This is a genomic window from Rhodococcus sp. p52, assembly GCF_000763325.2.
In the GTDB taxonomy this organism is placed as follows: Bacteria; Actinomycetota; Actinomycetes; order Mycobacteriales; family Mycobacteriaceae; genus Rhodococcus; species Rhodococcus pyridinivorans.
The window spans coordinates 1,611,560-1,635,734 of record NZ_CP016819.1 but is presented as its reverse complement, the minus strand read 5'-3'; the positions used below and the strand labels follow the sequence as shown (position 1 = coordinate 1,635,734).

Genomic DNA, 24,175 nt, shown 5'->3' with positions numbered 1-24,175 from the left:
CCCCGCGCCCCGGCAGGTCACATTTACGCCGCGGGTAGGCTCGGGACCCGTGTCTGATGCCCTCACCGTCGACGACGAACCCATCGAGTCGTCCTCACGTTCGTTCCGGCGCGCGTTCCAGGATCTGCGCGAAGGCTTCAACCACCGCGAACTGTGGTTGCTGCTCGGCTGGCAGGACATCAAGCAGCGCTACCGCCGATCGGTGCTCGGCCCGTTCTGGATCACGATCGCCACGGGTGTGTCGGCGATCGCGATGGGTGTGCTCTACGGCACGCTGTTCAACCTCGATGTCCCGGAGTTCCTGCCGTACGTCGCGCTCGGCTTCATCATCTGGAACCTGATCCAGGGGTCCATCCTCGAGGGCGCGGACGTGTTCATGTCCAACGAGGGCCTGATCAAACAGCTGCCGACGCCGCTCAGTGTGCACGTCTACCGGCTGGTGTGGCGGCAGATGATCCTGTTCGCGCACAACATCGTCATCTACATCGGCATCTTCATCTTCTTCCCACGTCAGCTGTACTGGACGGCCTTCCTCGCCATCCCGGCGCTGGCGTTGATCGCGATCAACGCGGTGTGGGTGTCGCTGGTGTTCGGCATCCTCGCCACGCGCTACCGCGACATCGCGCCGCTGCTCGGCAGCATCGTCCAGCTGCTGTTCTTCATGACACCGATCATCTGGACGGAGAAGACGCTCGAGGGCACCGGCAACGAGGGGCGGGCGCGGATCGCGGAAATCAACCCGCTCTACCACTTCCTCGACATCGTGCGGACCCCACTGCTCGGCGGCGACCAGCAGCTCTACCACTGGGTCATCGTCCTGATCATCACCGTCGTCGGCTGGGGTATCGCCCTGCTCGCGCTGCGCAACTACCGCTCGCGCGTCGCCTACTGGGTCTGAGCCGGTTCGAGCCGGACCAGCTGTGAACGGTGGATCGGCTCCCGGTCGGTGATCCGGAAACCGACGGCCTCGAGCTCCCGGTAGGTGTCGGTCTCGGTGAACCGGTGGGGTTCGAACCGCCACCACACGTTGTTCGGGTGCCACACCCGGAAGCCGGTCTCGCGCTCGCCGTCGGCGACCACCCACAGCACCTCGCATCGAGCCGCCGCGCGTCGGGCGAGTTCCGGCGGCGGAGCGTCGGTCGACCACAGGTTCACGCGGTCGACGGCGTCGTAGCCGAGCCCCACGTCGTCGAGTCCTGCCACCGCGTCGGGCCGGGCGTCAACGACCGCGCGCAGTGAGGTCGGTGCCCACGAGACGCGCGGTTCGAAAGCGACACAGTCGCCGGGTTCGGAGCGTTCGACCAGCCGGTCGGCGATCACGCTGTAGTCCATCCCGCCGGCCTTGCCGAACGGCTGTCGCTGCTGCACGTAGGCCGGCGCAACGCTGACGGCGACCGCAGTCAGCACCACCAGCATCGACCACCAGCGGGTTGCGATGCGGGCCGCCGCCCAGCCCACGAGCAGCACCATCGCGGGAACCGTGAACGACAGATAGCGCTCGAGGTACATGTTGTCCTCGAGCAGCGAGTAGCCGAGCAACAGCACCATGGGCACGGCGAAACCCGGCACAGCGAGCCACAGCAGGGTCCGCTCCCCAGGCTCCGCGCCACGACGGCACGCGGCGATCACCCCGGCGACGACGATCGCGGCGAACAAGGTGGCCGTCCACGGGGCCTGCGGGAACCACTGATCGAGAGCGATCGTGCGGACGATCGTCGAGTCGAGCGGAGGAATCCAGGCGACCTGCTTGGCCTGCGAATAGGCGAGCAGGACGAACGGCGTCGACAAGGCCGCGCCCACCCCTGCGGACAACAGGAACGCACCGCGCCCACGACCACGGACCAGCACGGTGAGGAGATGCGCGACAACGACCGTCGCGGAGTACACGAACATCACCGTCGCGACCGGCAGGACGACGGCGTACAGCGCCCACCACCGTCTACGGCCGGTCGCGCAGCCGAGCGCGACCAGCAGCGACAACACCGCGACCAGCGCCGCAGCGAAGGCATAGGACCGCGCTTCGGTGGCCGCCCAGGTCACCCGCGGCGACAGCGCGAACAGCACCCCGGCGGCGATCCCCACGCGACGACCCGCCAGCACCTGGCCGGTCGCCGTGACGGCTGCGGCACCCACCCCGAGCGCGAGCACACCGGGCAGGCGGGCGGTGAACTCGTCGACGCCCACGAGGGAGAACCAGTAGTGCAGCAGCAGATTGTGCAGGCCGTGGACGGCGTCGATCCGGGTGTGGACGCGGAGCATCCCCTCGACCGACCGGTCGGCACTCGAGATGGTGGCGGCCTCGTCCCACCACAGCGAGGGGACCCACGAGAACGCCCCTGCGACGAGCACGGTCGCAACCCCGATCAGCAGGGGAAACGACCATGCCCTCACGGTCTACCCGTCGATGCCGTACAGGCGCGCCCAGTTCTCGCGGCTCGTGAGCTTGGGGAGCGCTTCCTGCCAGACCGTCTTCATCCGGGGCGCTTCCTTGCGAAGCTGCCAGCACACCTTCGCGGCCTGCTTCGCGAGGTCGACGGCGGTGTCCTTGTCGCGGTGACGCACCCGCACGGCGTTCTGCGAGGCGTCGGTGACGACGGCCTTGTCGAACAGCGACACGTGCCACCATGCGGCGAAGTGCGCGGGCACGGTGACCGTCCGGCGGTCGACCTTACCCGCGAACTGCTGCACGGCACGCTTGAGCAGCACCAGGCCCTCGCGCTTCTTGTCGGGCTCGAACTGCCACACCGACATCTGCGTGTGCGGGTCGGATTCCTTGCCCACCTGCGCGGCCGGCAGCGGCTTCGTCTCGGGATAGCGGTCGCGCAGTTCGCGCAGTTCCTTCAGCACCGACTGGCCGCCGTCGTAGAGGAAGTCCGGTCCGGCGAGGAAGTCCTCCGCGGCCTTGATGAAGGTCGCGGCGAGACCGTACTGCATCGAGACGATGAGCTCACTGATCTTGCGGAACAGGTACTTCGACATGTCGTTCCCGTCGAAGCGCCCGTAGATGGACGAGACGATCAGACCGTTGCGGATGCTGAAATAGCGCGCCCAGTCGTCGTAGTCCTTGAGGTAGAAGTCGGCGTGCCACACACCCGCATTGGGCAGGGTGACCGTCGGGTGACCCGCGTACCGGGCGCGGATGCCGTATTCGATGTCGTCCCACTGGAAGAACAGCGGGATGGGCAGGCCGCAGTCGGCGATGATCTCGGCGGGCAGCAGGCAGGTCCACCAACCGTTCCAGCCGGCGTCGAAACGCATGTCCTGCTTCTTCTTCACGAGATCGATGCCCATGCGTGCACCCGGAGTCAGTGCGCCGGCGGTGATCTCGTCGAGCACCTCACGCTCGGCCGAGACGTGCAGGACCTGCGGGTTGCTCAGCGACAACATCTGGGCGCCGACGATCGTCGGCTGCACCGTCATGTTCGCGAAAGCGTTGAGACGCAACACCGATTCGGGCTCGCACAGGATGTCGTCGTCCATGACGATGACGTTGGCGTGCTCGGCCTTGGCGGAACCGGTGATCTCGTACATGCCACGCGAGAAACCACCCGCACCACCGAGATTCGGCTGGGTCAGGTAGATGAGCTTGTCGCCGAGCTTGTCGGCGACCTCGGCGAACGCCGAGCGCGAACGCACCTGGTCGGTGCCCTGGTCGACGATGCACACCGCTTCGATGTCGGCCATCGCCCCGTCGTCCGAGGCGAGGGTGCCAACGGTGACGGTGCAGTCGTCGGCGCGGTTGAACGTGCAGATGACGACGGCGGCGGGTCGCAGGCGCTCGGGTGCGGCGACCGTCCAGCGCGCGTCGGAGACGAGCACCGATCCGTTGCTGGCGTCGACGGCGAACCACATCGCACCGCCGTCGACGAACCGTTCGATCGGCAGTTCGAGGTCGAGCTCGCCCGAACCCGACACCGTCTCGACCGTCACGATCCGCTCGCGTCCGCGCGCGTCGGAGGCCCACACGGTGAACTTCGCGGTACCGGAGCAGCCGTAGGTGAGCTGCAGGTTGACGGTCTTCACGTCGGTCCAGCGCTGCCAGAACGTCGCGGGGAAACGCCCGAAGTAGGTGTTGGTGTGGGCGGTCGCGCCGTCGGCGAGCTGCAGCCCGTAACGGTCGGACGCTGCGTCGCCCTTCGTGTGGACGTACATCTTCTCCGGCACGCGCGGCGACAGGGATGCGAAGACGCCGCGCTGGACGATCAGCCGATCGCGACGCACCGGCTCGGTGAGAACCTCGTCCAGCGTGTCCGCGTCATGTCCGATCGTGCTTGTGTCGCCGGCAGCTGCCTGCTCCATCGGGCTACTCCCCGCTCGTGGTCGATCCGCTGTTTTCGATGCGACAGTAGCAGCGGAAACAGGAGCTCCACGGTTGTGTGCGTCGTGCACCAGTGTTTCGACCCATTCGCGAATTGTGCCGGGATCACCCCGAACGGCGCGGGTTATCGGCCCAGAACGCGCTCGACGCGCCTGTAGGCGGCCTCGGTGGCCTGTTTCTGTGGCGTCCACCACTGCTCGTGGGCGCGGTACCAGTCGATGGTCGCGGCCAGTCCCTCACGGAAGTCGCGGTAGCGGGGCTGCCAGCCCAGTTCGGTGCGCAGGCGGGTCGCGTCGATGGCGTAGCGCAGGTCGTGGCCGGGGCGGTCGGTGACGAAATCGAACTCGCTGCGGTCCTTGCCGCACAGCTCGAGGACGGTTTCGACGACGGTGCGGTTGTCGGTCTCGCCGTCCGCGCCGATCAGGTAGGTCTCGCCGAGTTGCCCGTGTTCGATGATCGTCCATACCGCGCTGTTGTGGTCGTCGACGTGGATCCAGTCCCGCACGTTGGTGCCGGTGCCGTAGAGCTTGGGGCGCACACCGGTGAGCACGTTGGTGATCTGGCGGGGGATGAACTTCTCCACGTGCTGATACGGGCCGTAGTTGTTCGAGCAGTTCGAGATGGTCGCGCGGACGCCGAACGAGCGCACCCAGGCGCGTACCAGCAGGTCCGAGCCGGCCTTGGTCGACGAGTAGGGGCTCGACGGATTGTAGGCGGTGGTCTCGGTGAACTTGATCGGATCGTTCAGCGGCAGGTCGCCATAGACCTCGTCGGTGGAGATGTGGTGATAACGCACGTCGTACTTGCGGACGGCCTCGAGCAGGGTGAAGGTGCCCACGAGATTGGTCTGTACGAACGGTGCGGGGTTCGCCAGGGAGTTGTCGTTGTGGGATTCGGCGGCGAAGTGCACCACCAGATCGGTGTCGGCGACGAGCCGGTCGACCAGCTCGGCGTCGGCGATGTCACCTTCGACGAAGGTGATCGTGTCGGCGACGGGGTCGAGGGAGGCGCGGTTGCCGGCGTAGGTGAGCTTGTCGAGCACGGTGACCTGCGTGTCGGGTCGTTCCGCGACGGTCTGATGGACGAAGTTCGCGCCGATGAACCCGGCACCACCGGTGACGAGCAGCCTCATTGGCGCAAGCCTACTCATGCGAGACTGTCCGACATGCGCGGAATCATCCTCGCGGGTGGGACGGGCTCGCGTCTGCATCCGATCACCCAGGGCGTGAGCAAGCAACTCGTGCCCGTCTACGACAAGCCGATGATCTACTACCCGCTCTCGACGCTCATGCTCGCCGGGATCCGCGACATCCTCATGATCACCACCCCGCACGACGCCGGACAGTTCCGCTGGTTGCTCGGCGACGGTTCGCAGTTCGGCGTGAACATCACCTACGCGATCCAACCCTCACCCGACGGCCTGGCACAGGCCTTCGTGCTCGGCGCCGACCACATCGGAACCGAGCCGGTCGCATTGATCCTCGGCGACAACATCTTCTACGGCCCCGGCCTCGGCACCCAGCTCAAGCGCTTCGCTCACATCGACGGTGGTGCGGTGTTCGCGTACCGGGTGTCCGATCCGTCGGCCTACGGGGTGATCGAGTTCGACTCCACCGGCCGCGCCCTGTCGCTCGAGGAGAAACCCGACGACCCGAAGTCGAACTTCGCGGTGCCCGGGCTGTACTTCTACGACAACGACGTCGTCGAGATCGCCCGGTCGCTGAAGCCGTCGGCGCGCGGGGAACTGGAGATCACCGACGTCAACCGCACCTATCTCGAAGCGGGGAAACTGCAGGTCGAGGTGTTGCCGCGCGGTACCGCCTGGCTCGACACCGGCACCTTCGACTCGCTGCTCGACGCGTCGAACTACGTGCGCACCATCGAACAACGTCAGGGATTGAAGATCGGTGCGCCCGAGGAGGTCGCGTGGCGCCTCGGGTTCATCGACGACGAGCACCTGCGCGCCGCGGCCGAGCCGCTGGTGAAGTCGGGCTACGGCAGCTACCTGCTGGATCTGCTCGAACGAGGAAAGGACCGCTAGGTGCACTACCGCGAACTGAAGGTCGCCGGGGCGTGGGAGATCACGCCGAAACAGTTCGGCGACGACCGGGGCGTGTTCCTCGAATGGTTCAAGCAGGAGAGTTTCACCGACGCCGTCAGCCGGCCCCTGGAGTTGGCGCAGGCGAACTGCTCGGTCTCCGCCGCCGGGGTGCTGCGCGGCATCCACTACGCGGATGTGCCTCCCGGACAGGCGAAGTACGTCACGTGCGTGTCGGGGTCGGTGCTCGACGTCGTCGTCGACCTGCGGGTCGGGTCGCCGACCTTCGGGCAGTGGGATTCGGTGCTGCTCGACACGAAGGACCGGCGCGCGATCTTCCTGTCCGAGGGCCTCGGCCACGGTTTCCTCGCCCTCGAGGACAACTCGACCGTCGTCTACCTGTGCTCGACGGGCTACGACCCCGACCGTGAGCACGAGGTGAACCCGTTCGATCCGGAGATCGGGATCGATTGGCCGACAACGGGACCTGACGGCAGGTCGCTGACCTACGAACTGTCGGCCAAGGACCGGACGGCACCCACCCTCGCCGACGCCCGCGAAGCGGGTCGTCTCCCGCACGCACAAGACTCAGCCACCGATCCGTAACATCTTGGGACTCTTGCCGATAGCCAGGGCAGTGCTTCCGCACCGACATACCGAAGAGACAGGATCCGACCGTGAACTTGAAGACCCCCCTCGGACGGGTAGCGAGCGTCGGCGTCGCAGCCGCCGTTACCGCCGGCCTCGCTGTTGCCGGAACTTCCACCGCTTCCGCGGACTCGAACTGGACCACGTTCACCAATACGGTGGGTCTGCACCTCGATACGGGTTCGAGCGGGTATGCCGGCAACGCAACCCCGTTCATCGATGCACCGGTCGTGCTCCGAACCGACCCCGCCTCTCCCGAACTGCCGCTGTGGGTCGGTGGTATCGGCTCCCCGTTCTGCCCGTGCACCGTGCACTGGCACAACGAGACCACTGGTGAGCGCGGGAGAGTACGTGCCAACAGCACTCTGCTCCCCTCGGAAACGGGTGCCGGGGAGATCTCGGCATACGTCACCATCGACGGCAACGTCAGCGTCACCGCCGTTCGTGGCGTCGCCAACTGGACCGCCCGATAGCAGATCTGGTTGTTCCGACGGCGTTCAGCGCGGTCGGAACAACCAGATCATCGGGTGCGGCCGAGTGCCGCACGGATCCGGCGTACGACGCCGTCCGGGTCCTGCGTCAGCATGTGCCAGGTGAATCGCAGAACGTGCCATCCTGCGTTGATCAGGACGTTCTGTCTTTCGATGTCGTGGCAGTGACGGTCTGCGTCGCGATGCCACACCCAGCCGTCGATCTCTATCGCCACCCGTTCGGCCTCGAACGCGACGTCGATCTCGTATCCACAGCTCATCACGTGTGCACGCCAGCCGGTGAACCCTGCCTGACGTAGCAGCCGATGGAAGATGCGTTCGGCCTGGGAATGCCCGCCGTCCCGGGCGGTGCACAACAATTTCTCCGCAGCGCGCGACCCACGACGTCCCGGATTCCTCAGGTGGGACCGCTCCAGCAGAGCCAACGACGTGTGTCGTTGAAGTGCTCTGTCCATGAGGACGGAACCCTCTTTCAGCTCGACCGCTGCCTCCAACACCGTGAGAGGTACACCTGTGACCCGCAGCCCGCGCACGGTCACGATGTCGTCGGCGGGCAGGTCCCTGCGACGGAGGTGCACATTCCCGTTTCTCACGATGGCCCGCCCATGTGGGACGGTGACGAAGTAACGGGCGGGAGGCCTGTCGAGGATTCCGTGCCACCACGCGGCGCTCGGACCCCATGCCGTCGCCGCACGTCCCGCACCGTAGACAGCGGCGCGAAGGTGCACCGAAGGGGTCCGCTCCCGATCGGCACGGAGATACACACCGGGAACCAGTGAGACCCATTCACCCGACCGCACGTAGTGATCGATGATTGCGATGCTCAGACCGCACCGCACCGCCTGATCGCGGGTGACGACACCGTCCTGCCTGGCCATGATCGCGTGTGCTCGGGAGCGTGACATATCCGGTTCGACGCCGCAGGAGCCGGACCGGTTCCACACAGCTCGGATCTGGTTGGTCCGACCGTGTATGTCGCCGTCGAACCAACCAGATCAGCGCAGGCGGAAGATCACGACCCGCTGGACGACGAAGTTGATCACCGTCGCGACGCCTTGGGCGACGACGAAGGCGAAGGGCGTGACCCACCACTCGTCGCCGAGGGCTTCGTTGAGTACACGGTTGATGCCGACCTGTGCGGCGAACGTCACTGCGTAGAGGACCACCACGGCTGCGAAACGGACGCGGCTCGGCGGGGCTTTGAAGGTCCAGCGGCGGGTGATCAGGTAGGCGGTGGTGGTGCCGGCCACGAACGACAGCGCCTTCGCGACGTCGCGCGTGACGCCCAGTGCCATGAGCAGGACGTACAGGCCGTAGTCGACGATCGCCGAGAACCCACCGGTCAGGACGAACCGTGTGAGCTGCGTCTTCAGGTCCAGCGCTTCGTCGGCCGTCGAATCGGTCAACGGCAGTTCGGGAGCCAGTGGGGCGTGATGCTCCGGCAGCGGCTGCACATGGTCGTGGGATTCCGGCACGCAGACGAGGGTAACGCCCGTGAGCAACAGCATCTTGCCGGGTGACCAGGACACACGGGTAGCCTTTATCCCGATGTCCACGACAGCTACGGAGCAGGCGAGCGAGCCGCTCCCCACCCAGACCCGCACCCTGACCGGCTGGGGGCGCACTGCGCCGACCACCGCAGAGGTGCTGTCCACCCCCGACGTCGAAGTGATCGCCAAGGCGGTCGCGCGGGTCGCGGAAGACAACGAGTCGAAGCCGTCGCACCTGCGGCGCGGCGTGATCGCACGCGGGCTCGGACGCTCCTACGGCGACCCCGCGCAGAACGCGGGCGGGCTCGTCGTCGATATGACGGCGCTGAACAAGATCCACAGCATCGACCGTGACTCCCGCAAGGTCGTGGTGGACGGTGGTGTGAGCCTCGACCAGCTCATGCGCGCCGCGCTGCCGTTCGGTCTGTGGGTGCCCGTCCTGCCGGGCACGCGCCAGGTCACCATCGGTGGTGCGATCGGTGCCGACATCCACGGCAAGAACCACCACAGCGCGGGCAGCTTCGGCAACCACGTCAAGTCCATCGACCTGCTCACCGCCGACGGCCAGGTCCGCACGTGCACCCCCACCGGGCGCAACGCCAAGCTGTTCTGGGCGACCGTGGGCGGAATGGGTCTGACAGGCATCATCCTGCGCGCGACCATCGAGATGACCCCCACGGAGACGGCGTACTTCATCGCCGACAGCCGCCGCACCGAGTCTCTCGACGAGACGATCGCCCTGCACAGCGACGGTTCGGAAGCGAACTACGACTACTCCAGCGCATGGTTCGACGCCATCTCGCCGGAGCCGAAGCTCGGCCGCGCCGCAGTCTCCCGAGGCAACCTCGCGAAGCTCGACCAGCTGCCGAAGAAGCTGCAGAAGGACCCGCTCAAGTTCGACGCGCCGACCCTGCTGACCCTGCCCGACGTATTCCCCAACGGGCTGGCCAACAAGTTCAACTTCTCGGTGATCGGTGAGCTGTACTACCGGAAGACGAAGAACGCCGACAACCAGGTCCAGAATCTGACGGCGTTCTACCACCCCCTCGACCTGTTCGGGGAGTGGAACCGCGGCTACGGACCCAACGGCTTCCTGCAGTACCAGTTCGTGGTGCCGCCGGAAGCGGTCGAGGAGTTCAAGAAGATCATCCGCGACATCCAGGCGTCGGGACATCACTCGTTCCTCAACGTGTTCAAGCTGTTCGGTGAAGGGAACAAGGCTCCGCTCAGCTTCCCCATCCCCGGCTGGAACATCTGCGTCGACTTCCGGATCAAGCCGGGCCTGAACGAGTTCGTGCGCGAACTCGACAAGCGGGTCCTCGAGTTCGGTGGTCGCCTCTACACCGCGAAGGATTCGCGGACCGACGCGGAGACCTTCCACGCCATGTACCCGCGGATCGACGAGTGGCTGAAGGTGCGCCGCTCCGTCGACCCCACGAACGTCTTCGCCTCCGATATGTCCAGAAGGTTGGAACTCCACTGATGATCAACGCCGTCGGCAATCCCCAGACCCTGCTGCTGCTCGGTGGCACCTCCGAGATCGGCCTGGCCATCGTCGAGGAGTACCTCCGCAAGGCACCGGCCCGCGTGATCCTCGCGGCCCTGCCCGGCGACCCGCGTCGTGAGGACGCCGTCGCCCAGGCGAAGTCCGCGGGTGCGACGCAGGTCGACCTGATCGACTTCGACGCGCTCGACACGGCGAGCCACCCGGCCGTCATCGACCAGGCGTGGAAGGACGGCGACGTCGACATCGCGATCGTCGCCTTCGGTCTGGACGCCGACGCCGAGGAGCTGTGGCAGAACCAGAGCAAGGCCGTGCGGGTCGCGGAGGTCAACTACACGGCCGCCGTCTCCGTGGGTGTGCTGGTGGGCGAGAAGATGAAGGCGCAGGGCTTCGGGCGCATCATCGCGATGTCGTCGGTTGCCGGCGAGCGCGTCAAGCGCGCCAACTTCGTCTACGGTTCCACCAAGGCCGGCCTCGACGGCTTCTTCCTCGGACTCGGTGAGGCGCTGCGCCCGTTCGGGCCGCGCGTGACCGTCGTGCGCCCCGGCCAGGTGCGCACGCAGTTCAGCGCGCACGTCGACGAGGCCCCGCTCACCGTGAACAAGGAAGATGTCGCGAAGCTCGCTGTCGCGGCCTCCGATCGCGGCAAGGAGATCGTCTGGGCGCCGGGCACCTTCCGGTTCGTGATGATCGTGCTGCGTCACCTGCCGCGCGCGATCTTCCGCAAGCTGCCGATCTGACAGACGTGCACCCTCTGCCCCGCCGGACCCGTTTCGGCGGGGCAGTCGTCTTTTCGGGGTCTACCGGACGTAGCCGGTTCCGCTGTGGATCATCCCGGGCGGCCCGTAGCACCAGTGGTTGATCGACCCTTCGTTCACGAAGACACCGTTCACGATGCCGTCCTGCCCCGCCTCGTTCGTCGCGTAGCCGACACCCGGCGCCCCGACGACGATGCACTGGTAGGGATCGACGCCGTGGTGGTCGTACAACCGGCCGTCGATGGGACCGCCGGGCGCACCCGGTTCGATCACCGGATACGCCGAGGCCTGCGCCGCCCCGAAGACGAGGAGAGGTGCCGTCGCGAGCGTTGCGAGGGCCGCACGAACTGCTTTACCTGTCATGATCTGAGCCTTCCGTTCGGATTCCCCGGGCGGTACCGACGGCCCGGTTTCCCGACGCAACTTCCAGGATGAAGGTCCCGACCGGTGGACGGCGGCGTTTTGCGGCGCGGATCGGGCCACCACTCGTCTCGCGGACGCATCTCTATGCTCGTGGGGTGCTCGCCGACACTCCTGTAGCAGTAGCCCCGTTACGCCGTGCCGTCTCGACGCTCGTGCAGTTCGTCTGCGCAGCGCTCGTCGCAGCACTCGTCGCCGCGGTGGGGCTGTTCGCTTTCGACCGTGTGCAGTGGCCGGCGTTCAATTCGTCGAACGTGACGCAGGCCGTCACCACCGTGATGCAGTTCGCGGCACTCGCCGTGCTCGGCCTGTCGATCTATCTGTTGCGTCGCCGCAGATGGGTGACGGGGGCGCGGGTGCTGTCGTGGGCGGCGCTGTCCGGCCTGGTCACCGCGACCCTCGGGATGCCGCTCGCCGCGACCCGCCTCTACCTGCACGGCATCTCCGTCGACCAGGAGTTCCGCACCCAGTTCCTCACGCGACTGACGGACAGCGCGGCGTTGCGCGACATGAACTACGCCGACCTGCCGTCGTTCTATCCGGCCGGGTGGTTCTGGATCGGTGGCCGTGTCGCGGATCTGCTGGGTATGGATGGCTGGGAAGCGTTCAAGCCGTATGCGATCGGTTCGCTGGCGGTCGCGGCGGTCGTCGCGCTGGTGCTGTGGTCCGAATTGGTCCGCTCCGATCTGGCGGTGCTCGCCGCCACCGCGACGACGCTGGTCGTGCTGGCCTACGGTTCGCCGGAACCCTACGGAGCGGTGATCGCCGTGCTGGTCGCGCCGGCGTTGGTGCTGGCCTGGGGTGGTTTCCTGCCCGCTACACGCGGTGGCCGGGGACGACAGGGCTGGGGTGCCGTCGTGGGGACGGGCCTGTTCCTCGGTCTCGCCGCGACCTTCTACACCCTCTATCTCGGTATCGCGGCGTTCGCGGTGACGGTGATGGCCGTCGTCGCGGCGTACCTCGCGCGTCGCGCCACCGGGTCGTGGCGGGCGGGCCTTCCGGTGCTCGTCCGTCTCGTGGTGATGGCGTCGATCGCGGTGCTCGTCGCGTTGATCGTGTGGGCGCCGTTCGTGTTCGACGTGCTGGGCGGTAATCCCCCGTCCGAGTCCGGGACCGCGACCCACTATCTCCCCGATGCCGGTGCGCGACTGCCGTTGCCGATGTTCCACATGTCCCTGATCGGACTGTTGTCGTTGCTGGGCACCGTGTGGCTCGTGGGCCGGGCGTCGTCGTCGCATCGGGCGCAGGCGCTCGGGCTCGGGGTGATCGCGGTCTACCTGTGGTACCTCGCCTCGATGGCGTTGACCGCCGTGGGCAACACCCTGCTCGCGTTCCGTCTCGAGGTCATCCTGCTCGTACTGCTCGCTGCGGCAGGCGCATTCGCCTTCGTCGACTTCTCGCGTTGGATCAGCCTGGCGACCAGCGAGAATCCGCGCGTGCGCAGGGTTCTCGTGGCGGTGGGTGCTCTCGGTGCGCTGGCGTTCACCCAGAACATCCCCCCGGTGCTCGGGAGCGAGATCACCGTCGCCTACACCGACACCGACGGGGCCGGTGAACGCGCCGACCAGCGCCCCGCCGGTGCCGCGTCCTATTACGCCGAGGTGGACGACGTCCTGCTGTCGCAGTTGGGCGGCGAGCGTGACGACCACGTGGTCCTCACGGCCGACACGTCTTTCCTCGCCTACTACCCATACTTCGGTTTCCAGGCCCTGACCTCGCACTACGCCAACCCGCTGGCGGAGTTCTCCGCGCGGGCCGCAGCGATCGAGGAGTGGTCGGAACTCTCCTCCCCCGGCGAACTGCTCGCCGCCTGGGAGGAGTTGCCGTGGAGAGCCCCCGACGCCGTCGTCTTCCGGCAGGGCGCCGAGGGTTACACGCTGCGTCTGGCCGAGGACGTCTACCCGAACGATCCCAATGTGCGGCGGTACACGGTGACCTTCCCCAAGGAACTGTTCGACGATCCCCGCTTCACCGTGACCGAGGTGGGGCCGTTCGTCGTCGTCACCGCGACGGGCGAACCGGCATGATGCGACGAACTCCGGTGTCGCGCAACCACAATCCACCCCATACCAGAATTCCGGTGTAGATCGGGAAGAGAGTCGTGCTGACGATCGGCTGTTCGGTGAGCAGATTCGTCGCGACAGCACCACCGAGATAGCCGGTGAGGAGTACGGCGCCAAGGATCGCGGTGGGCGGCAGGACGTAGGCGATCAGGCAGATCAGCAGGACCACGCCGAACACGCGGTTGAGGCTCGGATCGAACCCGAGATCGGCCATCGCTTCCTGCACCTGCGAAACGTTGGCGATGTGGATGATCGAGTCCCACAGCAGAAACAGGACGACGAGACCGCTGACGATCAGGCCTGCGATGCGAGCGGCGCGTGAGGGTGCCGCGGTGATGTCGTCGCGGGTGCCGGTGGTGGATGCGGTGAAGGTGTTCATGACGGCCTCCTGGTAGGTGGGCAGCGGTGCTGTCGCAGATACCGACCGGGCAGGAGCCGGAAACTCATCGCCGCTGCGGTAAGGTCGCGGCGAGTCGTACGGGGGGTACGACGGAATCGGGGGATTCGATGAGCGACGTTCTGTATGTGCCGATCCGACGCCGCGACAGTTCCGGGCACGTTCGGCTCGAGATGCGCACACTGCCCGACGGCCGGCTGGCGTTGCCCGCCTACACCTCGCCGAAGGAACTGGCCCGCTGCTGCGGACCGCAGCAGCCGTGGATGGGCGTCGACAGCACAGGGCTGCAGGAGATCCACCGGACCACCGGGTACGACGTGGTCCTGCTCGACGGCCGACAACCACCGCCACCCCCGATCGCGGACGACGACCGTCCGTTCGAGGACCCGCTCGGCAGGAGAGCGACCCGGTGAGCATCGACATCGGTGACCTCGACACGGTCGCGAAGCTCCTGGCGACCGGAGCAATGGGAATCGACGAGCTCGGATCCGATCCCGCACCGATACCCGACGCGGGTGCCGCCACCGCACTGCTCGTCGACGCTCTCGGGTCGATTGCTTCCGCGCTGGACGCGGCGGTCCGGTCGCTGGCCAACGCAGCGGACGCCACCCAGGACAGTCTGCGCGCCTACCAGGACGCCGAGTCGCACACTGCTCAGGAGATGGCGAAGGCCGGTGAGGGATGAGCCTCGACACCCGAGTCTTCGGCGACCCCACCTCCTGCTACGCATGCGCGGATTCGCTCACTGCCCTCGCCACGGGTGTGCACGACCGACTGAAGGTGGCGCGCGACGGACGCACCGAGTCCGAGTACGAATTCAGAAGCCCTGCGGGAGATGCGTTCCGCACGACGCTCGACCGCGTCATCACGGGGACGACCGAGGCCGCAGACCAGATCGACGTGATCGCCGCTGCCCTGCGCGCATTCGCCGACGGACTCGTCACCGCCCGGTCACGCATGTCGCAGGCCGAGGCGACAGCGGCGGAAGCCGGTATTCCCGTGGAGTTCGGCGTCGGGATCGGTGAGCCACTCAACGTCGATCCGAACTCGTACGACATTGCACCCCAGGTACTTCGGGTGAAACAGATCGCAGCCTACGAGGCGGCTGCGGGGTTCGTTACGGAAGGTCGCGCGGCCGAAACTGCAGCGCACAGCGCGCTCGCGGAAGCCTTGCGCGGCCCGACGACGATTCTGAAGGACGCAGAAGCCCAGTGGGAATGGCTCTTGGCCCATTCCGTGGGCGGATACATAGCGACGACAGTCTCCGAGCTGTCGAAATGGGGCAACGAAGCCGCTACGCGAGGTGCGACGCTCGCCCGGCTGCGTGAGCTTGCCGCGGAAGCGGCGCGGTTGGGTGATCCGTACCCAGAAGCTACTGCGGCCAGGGCTGTTCGGGCCTTCCAAGGGGGTGCGGACGATGCTGCACGATTCGCTGCGGAGAACTCTCGACTGCTTGCCGGGCTCGGTGACAACAAGGTCATCCGATTTCTTGGCAGCAGTTTCGGCGAACATATCCCTAAAGGGACCGAACTGGCGCATTTCGGGTCGAAAGTTCCTGTCGTGGGTGGAATTTTGACCGCCGCCCAGACATATGGCGACGTCATGAATGCCGAAACAACGGGAGATGCCGTAAAGGCGGTCGCAAAGGATGTCGGTGGATTCGTCGCTGGAACGGTTGCAACCGAGTTGATTCTTGCAAGTGCGGCCGGTGGTCCCGTCACTTTGCTTGCGGTCGGCGCCGGGGTCGGTGTCGCGTTTGGTGTGGGCGAAGTAATCGAACACTGGGACGACATATCCGGTGCCGTCGGTTCGGCGGCGCGCTGGGCTGGAAACCTGTTCTGAGGACGAGAATGAACGAGGACAATCTCCCTCCCATGCCTGACACGATCACCGGTGTACCTCGCCCGCCTCACGCACCACGCATTCATAACGGCATCGAGTACACACCGACCGACCGACAACCACGAAAACCACCGGAAGCACCGGACCATCTCGGTCCCACTCTCGAATGGTTCCAACCTCACGTCCGCGAAAAATACATCAGCGCATTTACCCTGATGACCATTACGGTCGCGTTCTTCACAATCTCCAACGGGGATCTTCGCTGGATTCACTGGTGGGGTGCGTGGCTCATCATCACTGCGGGTGGCTGGCTGATGTTTCGCGGGATCAGGAACCATTGGACGGCAGCAGGATCCACATGGGTGCAATGTCGCGACAGCTGGGTCGACACCTACCACCTCACCCGTATACGTTTCTCCGCAGACGGGCCGAACCGCGTTCTTCGTTTGAAAGACGCTCACGGCAACGAGATCCACTCGTTCAAGATCAGCGACATTCAAGGAAACCCTGACCTGTGGGATCTGGTCTACAACGGCATCCTCCACTCCGTCGCGTCGGACAACTGCGACATCGACGCCAAGCCCCGCCACATCCTGAAGATCCCCTACGAACTCGGGCCGCGCCCAACCAGAAGCGAACGCATCAGAGGACGACGCCGCAGATGGTGAACCCCATCGATCTACCACCGATGCCGGATTCGATCACAGGCGAACCCCGCCCACCCCGGGCGCCCCGCATCTACCACGGCACGGAATACACACCAGTCAAGCGCTCCCCACGAAACCCACCGAAGGCACCGGATCACCTCGGACCCACCCTCGAATGGCTCCAGCCCAGCCTTCGCGACCAGTACGGCGATGCCGCGATGCTCGCCGGACTACTCTCGGTATTCGGGACGATCAGCGCAGGGGGATTCAGCTGGGTCCTCGAATGGTGGGCATGGGGTCTGCTCGCGCTCTTCCCATGGATGATGTTCCGGACCTCCGGAAACCACTGGACAGCAGCCGGTGTCAGTTGGGTGCAGTGGCGCGGCAGTTGGGTCGACACATACAAACTCACCCGCATCCAATTCTCCGCTGACGGCTACAGCCGTGTTCTTCGGTTGAAAGATGCCCACGGCAACGAAATCCATTCGTTCAAGATCAGCGAGATCCAGCGCAACCCCGACCTGTGGGACCTCGTCTACAACGGCATCCTCCACTCCGTCGCCTCCGGCAACTGCGACATCGACGCCAAACCCCGCCACATCCTGAAGATCCCCTACGAACTCGGGCCGCGCCCAACCCGTAGCGAGCGCATCAGAGGACGGGGGCGTAGAGGGTGAACGCTGCCGACCTGCCACCGATGCCGGATTCGATCACAGGCGAACCCCGCCCACCCCGGGCGCCCCGCATCTACCACGGCACGGAATACACACCGCTCGAACGTAACCCACGGAACCCACCAGATGCACCGGAGCATCTCGGCCCCGTTCTCGAATGGCTCCAGCCCACCGTGCGCGACCGATACATCGGCGCATTCCTCATAGCGGCAATCTTGGTCGTGTACCTCACCGTCATCAATGGAGACTTTCGCTGGATCCACTGGTGGATCATGTGGGTCATCATCCCTGGAAGTTCACTATTGTTGTTCTTCGGCAAGGGAAACCACTGGACCGCAGCCGGTGCCACCTGGGTCCAATGGCACGACAGCTGGGTCGATACCTACCATCTCACTCGCATCCGCTTCTCCGCTGATGGGCCCAGTCGTGTCCTGCGACTGAAAGACGCCCACGGCAACAAAATCCACTCGTTCAAGATCAGCGAGATCCAACGCAACCCCGACTTGTGGGACCTCGTCTACAACGGCATCCTCCACTCCGTCGCGTCCGGCAACTGCGACATCGACGCCAAGCCCCGCCACATCCTGAAGATCCCCTACGAACTCGGACCGCGCCCCACCCGAAGCGAACGCACCAGAGGACGGCGGCGTAGAGGGTGAGGACGTCTCCGGGCCTACGGCAGTCGTGAGGCCAGCAACTCCGCCAGATGCGTGCCGCGCCGCGTCGTGAGGTCGCTCAGCTGGGTACGGCACGAGTAGCCGTCGGCGAGGATCACCGCGTCGTCGGATGCCGCCTCGACCGCCGGCAGCAATTGGGTTCGCGCGACCGCCACCGACACGTCGTAGTGCCCGCGTTCGACTCCGAAATTCCCGGCCAGGCCGCAGCAGCCGGCGAGGCGCTGCACGTCGGCACCCGCGCGTCGCAACAGGGCGGCGTCGGCGCCCCATCCCATGACGGCGTGGTGGTGGCAGTGGGGTTGTGCGACGATCCGTGTGCCGTCCAGCGACGGCGGTTCCCAGTCGGCGAGGAGTTCGGCGAGGGTCGTGGTGCTGTCGGCCACGAGGCGAGCAGGTGCGGACCCGAGCAGTTCGACCGCGTCGGAACGCAGGACGGCGGTACACGACGGTTCGAGACCGACGATCGGCATGCCGCTGCGGAAGAGTTCGGCGACGGTGCGGCCCAGGATCTTCCGGGCCTGGTCGAGCTGGCCGGTGGTGATCCACGTCAGGCCGCAGCAGCGGGGTTCGTCGGTGAGGTGCACGCTGTGTCCGGCGGCTTCGAGCACGCGCACGGCGGCAACCCCGATCTCCGGGGTGAAGTACTCGGTGAAAGTATCGACGAACAGCAGCACCGGATCGCCCGTGCGGGATCGTCGCGAGAGGGTGTCGGCGAACCACTTCCGGAAGGTGCGGGGCGCGAACCTCGGTACACGGCGGCGGCGGTCGAGACCGGCGACGGTCAACCCGAGCGGGGCGACCCCCGGAGCGCGGACAAGGGCGTTGACGGCGCGTGGTGCACGGGAGGCGATCGCCGCCCACTGCGGCAGCCTGCCGAGACCGTAGTGACTGGCGGGGCGCCTCCGTCCCCGGTAGGTCTGGTGCAGAACTTCGGATTTGAGGGTCGCCATGTCGACTCCGGTCGGACAGTCCGACAGACATCCCTTGCACGACAAGCACAGATCGAGCGCCTCGTGCACTTCCGGCGACTGCCACGACTCGGCGACGAGGTGACCGTTGAGCATCTCCTGCAGCACCCGGGCACGTCCTCGGGTGGAGTCCTTCTCCTCACGGGTCGCGAGGAAGGACGGGCACATCCCCCCGCCGGTGCCGGTATTGTCGGCGCGGCACTTGCCGACCCCGGTACACCGGTGCACTGCCTGCGTGAAGTCGCCACCGTCCTCGAGATAGCGGAAGGCCAGGCCCTCCCGGATCTTCCCGGCCGCCGGGACGCGCAGGTCGGCGTCGACGGGCCGCGGGTCGACGAGCACGCCGGGGTTGAGGACGTTCTCCGGATCGAAGACCGACTTCACAGCCCCGAACAGTGCGAGCGCGTCGGGTGAGTACATCACGGGCAGCAGTTCGCTCCGGGCACGCCCGTCGCCGTGCTCCCCCGACATCGACCCGCCGTATTCGGCGACGAGTTCAGCTGCCTCGAAAAGGAATTCGCGGAACAGACCCGGAACCTCGAGGGGGATGTCGAGGCGGATGTGGATGCAGCCGTCGGCGAAGTGCCCGTAGGGGTAGCCGGTGACGTCGTATCCGGCGAGCAGTTCCTCGAAGTCGCGGAGATAGTCGCCGACGCGGTGGGCAGGGACGGCGGCGTCCTCCCAGCCCGCGTGCGCGGGCAGTCCCTTCGGGCTTCTCGCCGACAGGCCGGACCCGTCCTCCCGGATACGCCACAGCGCAGCGGCACGCGCCTGGTCCTCGACGTGCAGCAGGTCGGTCGCGGCGGCGGCCTGAGCGAGCGCACATGCCCGGTCGCGGACCTCGTCGGCGTCGTCACCTGCCAGTTCGACGAACAGCCACGCTGCGCCGGAGGGAAGGGGCGGTACCGCGGCCGGTCCGCGCCGGGCGCGGACGATGTCGACGATCCGCGAGTCGAGCCCTTCGCATGCTGTGGGCCGGAAACCCAGTAGTCCGTGCGCGGCGTTCCCGGCGGCGACGATGTCGGGATAGCCGAGCACGACCATCGTGCGGAAGGCGGGATCGACGACCAGCTGCACCGTCGCCTCGGTCGTGATCCCGAGCGTGCCCTCGCTACCGACGAACAGCTTCCGGACGTCGAAACCGTTCTCCGGCAGCAGATGCTCGAGTGCATAACCCGACACCTGCCGGCCGAAGCGGCCGAATTCGGTGCGGATGGTCGCGAGGTCGCGGGCGACGATCTCCCGCAACGGTTCCAGCACCGGATCCTCGCCGGGCAGCGACAGCGGGTGCCCGGTGCCGGTGAGTACTTCGAGGGCGACGACGTTGTCGGATGTGCGGCCGTAGCCGAGCGCACGCGCCCCGCACGCGTTGTTGCCGATCATCCCGCCGATCGTGCACCGGTTGTGGGTGGACGGATCGGGACCGAAGCGCAGACCGTGCGGTGCCGCGGCGCGCTGCAGTTCGGCCTGCACGACACCCGGTTGCACCCGCGCGGTCCGGGTCTCTGGGTCGACGGAGAGCACCCGGTTCAGGTGACGCGAGAAGTCGATGACCACGCCAGGCCCGACAGCGTTGCCCGCGAGCGAGGTGCCGGTGCCGCGGGAGGTGAGGGGGACACCTTCCCGGCGGCACACGTCGAGGGTCGTGGCGACGTCGTCGATCGATCGGGCGCGCACCACGGCCTGTGGCGGGACGCGATAGAGAGAAGCGTCGGACGAGTACAGCGCGCGCGTGGTCGAGTCGTCGCAGACCTCCCCGATGCCCGCCGCGCGCAGAGCGCGCCCGATCGGGGTGGAAGTCCTCATAGACAGCGATGCTAGTGGCGGGAGGCATCGCTCCGGACGTGGTCGGACAGAACCGCGGAGTACCCGCGAGTGGTGCGAGCGGAGCGGCACGCGCCGGCCCCGTGACGGGACTCGCCTAGCATCGACGCTTGTGCCAGCCGATACCGCTTCGCCCGGGAAAACCGATTCGCCCGACCCGACATCGCGCGTCCGCACAGCTCGGATCGTCGCGATCGTGTCGGGACTGCTCGGGTTCGTGCTGGCTCTGACCCTTCCGTTCCTGCCGGTCCGGCAGGAAACCGGCGAACTGCAATGGCCGCAGAACGGCAGCATCGACAGTGTCGAGGCGCCGCTCGTCACCTACGCCCCGCTCACGCTGCGGGCCAGCGTGCCGTGCGCGGCAGCAGCGCAGCTCGGTTCCGACGGCGGCACCCTCGTCTCGACCATCCCGTCCGGCTCCCCCGACGCCACGGCGGAGGGCCTGGTGATCCGCGCGATACCCGGTGAGGACGGCGCTCCCGGCACCGTCGAGGCCGTCCTGCGCAACTCGGTGCTCGTCTCGGCGCCGCTCGACGAGCCGTGTACGGCCGTGACGGTCGCATCGAACTCCGAACGCACCGCCGCCGAGATCGTGGGCGCCGACCCGCCGGTGGCGATCGAGCTCGAGGGCGACGAGCGGCCGCAGATGGTCGGTGTCTTCAGCGACCTCGGCGGCCCGGCCGGCGCCTTCGAACCCGACGGTGACGACTCCACCGAGCGGTTGTCGGTGCGCGCCGAGCTCGACTCGCGGTTCACCTCGACCCCCACGGTGCTCAAGCTCCTCGCGATGATCGTGTGCGCGCTCGCGACGCTGGTCTCCCTCGTCGCTCTGCATCGACTCGACGGGATCGACGGGCGCCGCGCGCGCCGGTTCCTGCCGGCCCGCTGGTGGCGGTTCACCCTCGTGGACGCGGTGGTCGTGAGCACTCTGCTGCTCTGGCACATCATCGGCGCGAACACCTCGGACGACGGCTACATCCTCAACATGGCGCGGGTGTCCGGCGACGCCGGATACATGGCCAACTACTTCCGCTGGTTCGGTGTGCCCGAGGCGCCGTTCGGCTGGTTCTACGACGTGCTCGTCGTGTTCGCACAGGTCTCGACGTCGAGCGTGTGGATGCGCCTGCCCACGCTCATCGCGGCGATCCTGTGCTGGATGGTCATCAGCCGCGAGGTCATCCCCCGGCTCGGCGTCGCTGTCCGGCACAGCCGGGTGTCGCTGTGGACGGCCGGGCTGGTCTTCCTCGCCTTCTGGCTCCCCTACAACAACGGTCTGCGCCCGGAGCCGATCATCGCGGTCGGTGCGCTGCTGACCTGGTGTTCGATCGAACGCGCCATCGCGACCGGGCGCATGCTGCCCGCCGCGATCGCGGTCCTCATCGCGGCCTTCTCTCTCGCCGCCGGCCCGACCGGCCTGATCGCGGTGGCCGCACTCGTCGCCGGGATGCGCCCGCTGGTGAAGGTTCTTATCGCGCGCCGGCATCTCGTCGGTGTCGTCGCGCCCCTCGCGCCGATCCTGGCGTCGGGCACCGTCGTGCTCATCGCCGTCTTCGCCGACCAGACGCTCGCGTCGGTCCTCGAAGCGACCCGCGTGCGTTCGGCCGTGGGACCGAACGTGCCGTGGTTCGACGAGCGACTGCGGTGGGACGCACTGCTCACCGTCTCCCCCGACGGTTCGCTGGCCCGCCGGTTCGGCGTGTTCGTGATGCTGTTGTGCCTGGTCGTGTGCGTCATGCTGATCCTGCGCAAGGGCCGCATCCCGGGCACCGCTATCGGACCCTCGCGCCGCATCCTCGGCATCGTCTTCGCGTCGTTGCTGCTCATGATGCTCACGCCGACGAAGTGGACACACCACTTCGGTGTGTACGCGGGCCTGGCCGCGTCGGTGGCTGCGCTCGCCGCGATCGGAGTGGGCTCGGTCGGCATCCGATCGGCCCGCAACCGGGCGCTGTTCACCGCCGGGGTGCTGTTCGTCCTGGCGATGGCCTTCACCGGTTCGAACGGCTGGTGGTACGTCTCGAGCTACGGCATCCCGTGGTGGGACAAGCCGCCGTCGATCTCCGGTTACGCCTTCTCCACGGCACTGCTCGGCCTCACGGTGCTCGCCCTGCTCCTCGCCGCGTGGTTCCACCTGCGCGAGCCGTTCACCACGCCGCGACCCGACCGCAACGGCAGGGTGCGGGCCCTGGCGTCGGCGCCGCTCACGCTGGTCGCGGCGGCGGTGGTGGTGTTCGAGGTGCTGTCGCTGCTCAAGGGCGCGGTCTCGCAGTACCCGGCCTATTCGATCGCCAAGTCGAACGCGGCGGCCCTCACAGGCAACTCCTGCGGACTCGCCGACGAGGTGCTCGTCGAGTCCGAACCGAACGCGACCATGCTTCAGCCCCTCGACGGTGATGCGGGCGAGGCCCTGGGTGCGGGCACGGCCGTCGGTTTCACCCCGAACGGCGTGGCCCTCGACCTCACCGCCGACGCGGAGACCACCACGACCGGTGGCGCCAACACCGTCGACAGCGAGGAGGGCGGCACCACCACATCCACCAGCGCCGGCACCGAGGGCGGTCGCACCAGCGACGAGGGCATCAACGGCAGCACCGTGAAGCTGCCCTTCGGCCTCGACCCGCAGACCACGCCCGTCCTCGGCAGCTACCGCTCCGGCGTGCAGCAGTCCGCCGAACTCGAATCCGGCTGGTACGCGCTGCCGGAGCGCACCGACGAGACACCGCTGCTGGTCGTGACCGCGGCGGGACGCATCCGCTACGTCGACCCCGACGGTGTCATCACCCCCGGTCAGGACGTGCTGCTGGAGTTCGGTTCGTCATCCGGGGACGACGTGACGCCGCTGGCCACGCTCGCCCCGATCGACATCGGCCCGTCGCCGTCCTGGCGCAACCTGCGCGTGCCGAGCGACGCGATCCCGGCCGACGCCGACGCCGTGCGGATCGTCGTCGACGACGGTGACCTCTCCCCCGACCAGTGGGTCGCGGTCACGCCGCCGCGGATGCCGCGCATGCAGACCCTGCAGGAGGTCGTCGGATCCGACGCCCCGGTCCTCATCGACTGGTCGGTGGGTCTCGCCTTCCCGTGCCAGCGACCCTTCGGGCACCGCAACGGTGTCGCCGAGGTCCCCGAGTACCGCATCCTCCCGGACCGGGTCGGGGCCGACGCGACGAACGGCTGGCAGGACGACATCGGCGGCGGACCGCTCGGCTGGATCCCGCTTCTGCTGAACGCCGAGGCCGTCCCCACCTATCTGAACCACGACTGGGATCGCGACTGGGGATCGCTCGAGCAGTACCGTCCGATCGACCCGGATGCCTCCCCCGCGGAGGTCACCACCGACGTGACGACCCGCTCCGGCCTGTGGTCGCCGGGCCGCATCCGTGACGGGGTCCCCGTCCTGCTGGAGTAAGGGCGAG

General features: G+C 67.1%; 22 protein-coding genes. 14 read left to right on the top strand and 8 right to left on the bottom strand.

Annotated features, from left to right (window positions below):
- The first annotated feature begins 49 nt into the window (after positions 1 to 49).
- Complete coding sequence (wzm, locus tag IM25_RS07530) at positions 50 to 898, top strand: galactan export ABC transporter permease subunit Wzm/RfbD (RefSeq protein WP_006553471.1); 849 nt, start codon at positions 50 to 52, stop codon at positions 896 to 898.
- Here the strand turns inward: wzm and IM25_RS07525 are convergent.
- The 3 genes from IM25_RS07525 to rfbB all read right to left on the bottom strand — a co-directional run bounded on the left by IM25_RS07525 (position 886) and on the right by rfbB (position 5,450).
- On the bottom strand, positions 886 to 2,391 hold the full coding sequence (locus IM25_RS07525) for a glycosyltransferase family 39 protein (protein WP_033097828.1): 1,506 nt from the start codon (positions 2,389 to 2,391) through the stop codon (positions 886 to 888). The two genes, wzm and IM25_RS07525, sit on opposite strands and share 13 nt — an antisense overlap.
- A gap of 3 nt (positions 2,392 to 2,394) precedes the next feature.
- Positions 2,395 to 4,299, bottom strand: a complete 1,905-nt coding sequence (locus IM25_RS07520) for a glycosyltransferase (RefSeq protein WP_033097829.1) — start codon at positions 4,297 to 4,299, stop codon at positions 2,395 to 2,397.
- Between the two features lie 143 nt (positions 4,300 to 4,442).
- A complete protein-coding gene (gene rfbB / locus IM25_RS07515; RefSeq protein WP_033097830.1) occupies positions 4,443 to 5,450 on the bottom strand; it encodes a dTDP-glucose 4,6-dehydratase in 1,008 nt (335 codons plus the stop codon).
- A 33-nt stretch (positions 5,451 to 5,483) separates the two neighbouring features.
- Here rfbB and rfbA point away from each other — a divergent pair, with 33 nt between their 5' ends.
- From rfbA to IM25_RS07500, 3 genes are all read left to right on the top strand, one after another.
- Positions 5,484 to 6,359, top strand: coding sequence for a glucose-1-phosphate thymidylyltransferase RfbA (gene rfbA, locus IM25_RS07510; protein WP_006553467.1), 876 nt, complete (start codon positions 5,484 to 5,486; stop codon positions 6,357 to 6,359).
- Positions 6,360 to 6,962 carry a dTDP-4-dehydrorhamnose 3,5-epimerase gene (gene rfbC / locus IM25_RS07505; protein ID WP_033097831.1) on the top strand — a complete coding sequence of 201 codons (603 nt, stop codon included), beginning with the start codon at positions 6,360 to 6,362 and terminating at the stop codon, positions 6,960 to 6,962.
- A gap of 71 nt (positions 6,963 to 7,033) precedes the next feature.
- Positions 7,034 to 7,477, top strand: a complete 444-nt coding sequence (locus tag IM25_RS07500) for a hypothetical protein (protein ID WP_065995921.1) — start codon at positions 7,034 to 7,036, stop codon at positions 7,475 to 7,477.
- A gap of 47 nt (positions 7,478 to 7,524) precedes the next feature.
- Here IM25_RS07500 and IM25_RS07495 read toward each other — a convergent pair whose 3' ends face one another.
- Positions 7,525 to 8,373 (bottom strand): DUF559 domain-containing protein, encoded by an 849-nt coding sequence (locus IM25_RS07495; RefSeq protein WP_437441101.1) that lies wholly within the window; start codon positions 8,371 to 8,373, stop codon positions 7,525 to 7,527.
- Positions 8,374 to 8,490: 117 nt separating this feature from the next.
- Positions 8,491 to 9,024 (bottom strand): GtrA family protein, encoded by a 534-nt coding sequence (locus tag IM25_RS07490; RefSeq protein WP_232333422.1) that lies wholly within the window; start codon positions 9,022 to 9,024, stop codon positions 8,491 to 8,493.
- A gap of 19 nt (positions 9,025 to 9,043) precedes the next feature.
- Between IM25_RS07490 and IM25_RS07485 the strand changes: the two genes are divergently transcribed.
- The gene (locus IM25_RS07485) at positions 9,044 to 10,468 is read left to right on the top strand and encodes an FAD-binding oxidoreductase (protein WP_019290337.1); all 1,425 of its coding nucleotides are present in this window, start codon (positions 9,044 to 9,046) and stop codon (positions 10,466 to 10,468) included.
- Positions 10,468 to 11,229, top strand: coding sequence for a decaprenylphospho-beta-D-erythro-pentofuranosid-2-ulose 2-reductase (locus tag IM25_RS07480; protein ID WP_006553461.1), 762 nt, complete (start codon positions 10,468 to 10,470; stop codon positions 11,227 to 11,229). Before IM25_RS07485 ends, IM25_RS07480 begins: the two co-directional genes overlap by 1 nt.
- Before the next feature lie 60 nt (positions 11,230 to 11,289).
- On the opposite strand, the gene IM25_RS07475 is transcribed toward IM25_RS07480, so the two are convergent.
- Positions 11,290 to 11,610, bottom strand: coding sequence for a hypothetical protein (locus IM25_RS07475; protein WP_024102694.1), 321 nt, complete (start codon positions 11,608 to 11,610; stop codon positions 11,290 to 11,292).
- A 155-nt stretch (positions 11,611 to 11,765) separates the two neighbouring features.
- Here IM25_RS07475 and IM25_RS07470 point away from each other — a divergent pair, with 155 nt between their 5' ends.
- Positions 11,766 to 13,694 carry a galactan 5-O-arabinofuranosyltransferase gene (locus IM25_RS07470; RefSeq protein WP_198162546.1) on the top strand — a complete coding sequence of 643 codons (1,929 nt, stop codon included), beginning with the start codon at positions 11,766 to 11,768 and terminating at the stop codon, positions 13,692 to 13,694.
- Here IM25_RS07470 and IM25_RS07465 read toward each other — a convergent pair.
- A complete protein-coding gene (locus IM25_RS07465; RefSeq protein ID WP_033097834.1) occupies positions 13,669 to 14,109 on the bottom strand; it encodes a DoxX family protein in 441 nt (146 codons plus the stop codon). The two genes, IM25_RS07470 and IM25_RS07465, sit on opposite strands and share 26 nt — an antisense overlap.
- Before the next feature lie 128 nt (positions 14,110 to 14,237).
- Here IM25_RS07465 and IM25_RS07460 point away from each other — a divergent pair, with 128 nt between their 5' ends.
- The 6 genes from IM25_RS07460 to IM25_RS07435 are packed head-to-tail and all read left to right on the top strand — an operon-like array spanning position 14,238 to position 17,949.
- Positions 14,238 to 14,540, top strand: a complete 303-nt coding sequence (locus tag IM25_RS07460; RefSeq protein WP_006553457.1) for an SAV_915 family protein — start codon at positions 14,238 to 14,240, stop codon at positions 14,538 to 14,540.
- A complete protein-coding gene (locus IM25_RS07455; RefSeq protein ID WP_006553456.1) occupies positions 14,537 to 14,812 on the top strand; it encodes a hypothetical protein in 276 nt (91 codons plus the stop codon). The genes IM25_RS07460 and IM25_RS07455 overlap by 4 nt, the downstream gene beginning before the upstream one ends.
- Positions 14,809 to 15,969 carry a hypothetical protein gene (locus IM25_RS07450; protein ID WP_033097835.1) on the top strand — a complete coding sequence of 387 codons (1,161 nt, stop codon included), beginning with the start codon at positions 14,809 to 14,811 and terminating at the stop codon, positions 15,967 to 15,969. The genes IM25_RS07455 and IM25_RS07450 overlap by 4 nt, the downstream gene beginning before the upstream one ends.
- A 32-nt stretch (positions 15,970 to 16,001) precedes the next feature.
- Entirely contained in the window at positions 16,002 to 16,637 is a 636-nt protein-coding gene (locus IM25_RS07445) for a hypothetical protein (protein WP_065996488.1), read from the top strand.
- Positions 16,631 to 17,293 (top strand): hypothetical protein, encoded by a 663-nt coding sequence (locus tag IM25_RS07440; RefSeq protein ID WP_232333421.1) that lies wholly within the window; start codon positions 16,631 to 16,633, stop codon positions 17,291 to 17,293. Before IM25_RS07445 ends, IM25_RS07440 begins: the two co-directional genes overlap by 7 nt.
- A gap of 20 nt (positions 17,294 to 17,313) precedes the next feature.
- Positions 17,314 to 17,949: a hypothetical protein gene (locus IM25_RS07435; RefSeq protein ID WP_065996487.1), complete on the top strand. Its 636-nt coding sequence runs from the start codon at positions 17,314 to 17,316 to the stop codon at positions 17,947 to 17,949.
- A 14-nt stretch (positions 17,950 to 17,963) separates the two neighbouring features.
- On the opposite strand, the gene IM25_RS07430 is transcribed toward IM25_RS07435, so the two are convergent.
- Positions 17,964 to 20,741: an FAD-binding and (Fe-S)-binding domain-containing protein gene (locus IM25_RS07430; RefSeq protein ID WP_065995918.1), complete on the bottom strand. Its 2,778-nt coding sequence runs from the start codon at positions 20,739 to 20,741 to the stop codon at positions 17,964 to 17,966.
- A gap of 130 nt (positions 20,742 to 20,871) precedes the next feature.
- Here IM25_RS07430 and IM25_RS07425 point away from each other — a divergent pair, with 130 nt between their 5' ends.
- Complete coding sequence (locus tag IM25_RS07425) at positions 20,872 to 24,168, top strand: arabinosyltransferase domain-containing protein (RefSeq protein WP_033097839.1); 3,297 nt, start codon at positions 20,872 to 20,874, stop codon at positions 24,166 to 24,168.
- The last annotated feature ends 7 nt before the right edge of the window (positions 24,169 to 24,175 follow it).

Bases quoted from the DNA above. Each gene is read 5' to 3' on its own strand.
- IM25_RS07475 (WP_024102694.1), bottom strand. From the start codon at position 11,610: ATGACAGGTAAAGCAGTTCGTGCGGCCCTCGCAACGCTCGCGACGGCA.
- IM25_RS07450 (WP_033097835.1), top strand. From the start codon at position 14,809: ATGAGCCTCGACACCCGAGTCTTCGGCGACCCCACCTCCTGCTACGCA.
- IM25_RS07440 (WP_232333421.1), top strand. From the start codon at position 16,631: ATGGTGAACCCCATCGATCTACCACCGATGCCGGATTCGATCACAGGC.
- IM25_RS07520 (WP_033097829.1), bottom strand. From the start codon at position 4,299: ATGGAGCAGGCAGCTGCCGGCGACACAAGCACGATCGGACATGACGCG.
- rfbA (WP_006553467.1), top strand. From the start codon at position 5,484: ATGCGCGGAATCATCCTCGCGGGTGGGACGGGCTCGCGTCTGCATCCG.
- IM25_RS07485 (WP_019290337.1), top strand. From the start codon at position 9,044: ATGTCCACGACAGCTACGGAGCAGGCGAGCGAGCCGCTCCCCACCCAG.
- IM25_RS07495 (WP_437441101.1), bottom strand. From the start codon at position 8,373: ATGGCCAGGCAGGACGGTGTCGTCACCCGCGATCAGGCGGTGCGGTGC.
- IM25_RS07460 (WP_006553457.1), top strand. From the start codon at position 14,238: ATGAGCGACGTTCTGTATGTGCCGATCCGACGCCGCGACAGTTCCGGG.
- IM25_RS07445 (WP_065996488.1), top strand. From the start codon at position 16,002: ATGCCTGACACGATCACCGGTGTACCTCGCCCGCCTCACGCACCACGC.
- IM25_RS07430 (WP_065995918.1), bottom strand. From the start codon at position 20,741: ATGAGGACTTCCACCCCGATCGGGCGCGCTCTGCGCGCGGCGGGCATC.
- IM25_RS07480 (WP_006553461.1), top strand. From the start codon at position 10,468: ATGATCAACGCCGTCGGCAATCCCCAGACCCTGCTGCTGCTCGGTGGC.
- IM25_RS07465 (WP_033097834.1), bottom strand. From the start codon at position 14,109: ATGAACACCTTCACCGCATCCACCACCGGCACCCGCGACGACATCACC.
- IM25_RS07435 (WP_065996487.1), top strand. From the start codon at position 17,314: ATGCCGGATTCGATCACAGGCGAACCCCGCCCACCCCGGGCGCCCCGC.
- rfbB (WP_033097830.1), bottom strand. From the start codon at position 5,450: ATGAGGCTGCTCGTCACCGGTGGTGCCGGGTTCATCGGCGCGAACTTC.